This is a genomic window from Paenibacillus popilliae ATCC 14706 (assembly GCF_000315235.1).
GTDB classification, from domain to species: domain Bacteria; phylum Bacillota; class Bacilli; order Paenibacillales; family Paenibacillaceae; genus Paenibacillus_B; species Paenibacillus_B popilliae.
The window spans coordinates 1-2,938 of sequence record NZ_BALG01000333.1; the positions used below are offsets into that span (position 1 = coordinate 1).

Annotated in this window: 5 protein-coding genes; 2 read left to right on the top strand and 3 right to left on the bottom strand. The window is 43.8% G+C overall.

From position 1 onward, the window contains the following. Positions 1-43: 43 nt before the first annotated feature. From PPOP_RS24660 to PPOP_RS16775, 3 genes are all read right to left on the bottom strand, one after another. Positions 44-439 (bottom strand): DUF3102 domain-containing protein, encoded by a 396-nt coding sequence (locus tag PPOP_RS24660; protein ID WP_006287836.1) that lies wholly within the window; start codon positions 437-439, stop codon positions 44-46. 114 nt (positions 440-553) lie between these two features. Continuing rightward, the gene (locus PPOP_RS16770; protein WP_052516645.1) at positions 554-760 is read right to left on the bottom strand and encodes a hypothetical protein; all 207 of its coding nucleotides are present in this window, start codon (positions 758-760) and stop codon (positions 554-556) included. Positions 761-824: 64 nt separating this feature from the next. Continuing rightward, on the bottom strand, positions 825-1,286 hold the full coding sequence (locus PPOP_RS16775; RefSeq protein ID WP_006287837.1) for a DUF4472 domain-containing protein: 462 nt from the start codon (positions 1,284-1,286) through the stop codon (positions 825-827). Between the two features lie 490 nt (positions 1,287-1,776). On the opposite strand from PPOP_RS16775, the gene PPOP_RS16780 reads away from it, so the two are divergent. Both PPOP_RS16780 and PPOP_RS16785 read left to right on the top strand, forming a co-directional pair. After that, positions 1,777-2,097, top strand: a complete 321-nt coding sequence (locus tag PPOP_RS16780; protein WP_006287839.1) for a hypothetical protein — start codon at positions 1,777-1,779, stop codon at positions 2,095-2,097. Between the two features lie 545 nt (positions 2,098-2,642). Then, on the top strand, positions 2,643-2,930 hold the full coding sequence (locus PPOP_RS16785) for a transposase (protein ID WP_042229583.1): 288 nt from the start codon (positions 2,643-2,645) through the stop codon (positions 2,928-2,930). Positions 2,931-2,938 lie beyond the last annotated feature (8 nt).

Here is a 2,938-nt window from a genome sequence, read left to right on the forward strand (position 1 = left end):
CCGCAGTTGCCGGACTTCTGCCGTCTGAACTAATCTACATCGATCATACACTGGCCCCAATCTGACCGCTAGGTGGGGCCGATTTGACGTTCACAGTTGAAGGGATTGCGTGTGGTCGTTCGCGTTGCTCTGGCGGGATTGTTGCGATTTCATAGAGGGCGCGCATACCCAAATGTGTGTACGTACACACATTTGATTGTCCAAATTCTTCAAACACCTTGACGAATTTAGCAGCTTGAGAACGATCCATTTCTATTGTTTCGAGAAGCTTTCCGCATTGACCGTGAATTAGTTCATTTTCTTTCACGTGTTTCAACCTTCGCCCAATCTCGAGTATCGCTTCACCTGCGATTTGCTTGTACGCGTTAATCTCCGCTGTGATAACGTGGATATCCGTTGATAATTCTTGCGTCTGCTCTCGGTTGGTTATCGTCTGCATTCTTGTTCCACCCTTTCACTATTAGTAATCAACGCATCAACAGAGTAGTTGCGATTCTATTTGAGTTATTTTGCCGAATCAAACGAATTATTCGTAAATAGAAAAATTCTATCGCTACAACCAATTCGCCAATTCCGCATAATCCAACGGAGCCTCATTGTCTTCCTGCGCTTGTCCCATCTTCGTCCGCAGCCTCGGAATGATCCCGTTAATCCGGTAGCTAATCGCAAATCCAGCACTCAGCAACGGATATTCCCGCGATGGCCGGTACGTCCGGAAGCACTCGTCGAAGGAAGATGTGAAACAATGGAACGCGAACAAACAACAATCCGCCTACCCGATGAGTTGATAACGCAACTCAAGCAGGAGGCGGAGCGGAAGATAGCTATTTTATTCGTTGGAAAGTCATAATTTCATCAGCTTGGTTATTAATACGGTTATCAAGCTGCTTAACGTCATCCCACATATAACGTTGCTCGTTCTTGATATCTTTTACATCAGTTTGTAGTACTTTTACATCAGTTTGTAGTGCTTTTACATCAGTTTGTAGTACTTTTACATCAGTTTGTAGTGCTTTTACATCAGTTTGTAGTACTTTTACATCAGTTTGTAGTGCTTTTACGTCAGTTTGTAGTACTTTTACATCAGTTTGTAGTACTTTTACGTCAGTTTGTAGTACTTTTACGTCAGCTTGTAGCTCTGTCATATTATCCTGTAACTTTGTCACGTCAGCTTGTAGTTGCTGTTGTCCAGCTTTAAGTTCGGATACATCGTTTTTGAGTTCGGATACATCGGTCTTGATGCTCTTAAGTTCCGACAAGATTTGATGTAATAGTTCGTTTTCCATTGGCAATCACTCCTTTCAAAGAAACATCTAATAGTTTCATTGTACAGGTAGAAAAGTGAACAGGCAATAGCTGTAAATTAGTGATGGCGTGGATCGTCGGAACGTCCGACAAGATAATCAATGGATACGTCAAAGTAGTCAGCTAGGGCGATTAGCTTAGGGCAATCAGGGTAATGATTTGGTTCAGCGTAGGGTTGGACAGCACGCACTTTTAGCCCCAACGAATCAGCAATCTCTTTATAAGTTACACCTTTAATATTCTTGAGATGTTTAAAGCAGCTTTGGAAATTAGTCATAACAAGATCTGAAAAGGCACAAGACGCCCGTCATATGAGGTCTTGTGCGCATTTGAAGATCTGTTTGGAATGACTCATCGGGAACTTTTGGAGAAGACCGATAAGTTGCAACTCCATTGTAACAAGCGAAGTGGAAGTTAAGCAATAGGAGATGAGTTGAATAAGCCGGCTGACTTATGCGGGAGGAGTGTCCAATGAGTACGCCGAAAACGGTTGCTATTAACAGCAGCCTAGAGATTGTAAAAATGGAAGAATGCCGTTTTAAAGCACTATCCATGCTAGGATATTATAAGGTAAGCGGTTATGCATTCCGTCACCCAGAGCTTGGTTTCGTCAGTTTTGATGGAGAGATACCATACATCCCACGCGGAGGCAAGCGCACATTGCAATCCATCCTAAATGATGCGGCTTTATCAGTTTTGACGGAATGCACTGGGTGCACGAACGGGGCTAAAATAGCCCCTAATATTGGCGTAACCGACCGCAAGTCATACGAAAAAGGCCCCGTGGAATAATACGGGGCCTCCTGCTTATAGTCCACGCATTACAGACGAAATATTCCTGTCGTATTAGCGGCTTACTCCCTTCCGAGTTAAACGTCTTTCCTCGATAGAAATCGCCTGATTTGCCGCTTATATTAAGCGAGAGCTTGTGTTACTGACGTTTGTCATTCCTATCGTAATTGCTCTTTTGAACCATAAGAAATAGACCGCCTCCACCGAAAAAGGATTGCGGTCTATTCGTAAAACTTATTCCAAGCCGACCGCTCTTAAAGCGGCTATTGCTCGGGAGTCGTGTTAGCAGCACGGCTCCTTTTCTATTTATTATTCAAATGATAACATAGTGGTTTTTTACGTCTACTTTATTTTGGTAACTGTTCTACTCGTTCGTCCTTATTTCCTCGAAGTGCAAATATTAAGGGTATGTTTTTGATGTCCGGGCGCGCTCGCAAGGAGCGAAGCTCTCTGCTGCTAGACTAAAAAGTAGACATGTAGAACCGAGAATCGGGTAGAATGAAAATATCCAAATTCGAGGTGCTACGATGATTCGAGGTGCTACGATGACGAAAAAATACGATAAAGAATTCAAACTCCAAACGATTCAGATGATCCAGGAAGAAGGAAAGGCGGTGGCGCAGGTCGCCCGCGAACTAGGGATAAGCGACAATACCTTGTATCGCTGGATGGCCGAATACAAGAAAGACGGTGTACAAGCTTTTCCAGGTAGTGGACAACTGAAAGCCGACGACAAAGCTGTACGCGATCTCCAGAAGCGCATTCGTGATCTGGAAGAGGAGAACGACATCTTAAAAAAGGCGATGCACTACTTCGCCAAAGACCGGCACTGATCTATCCA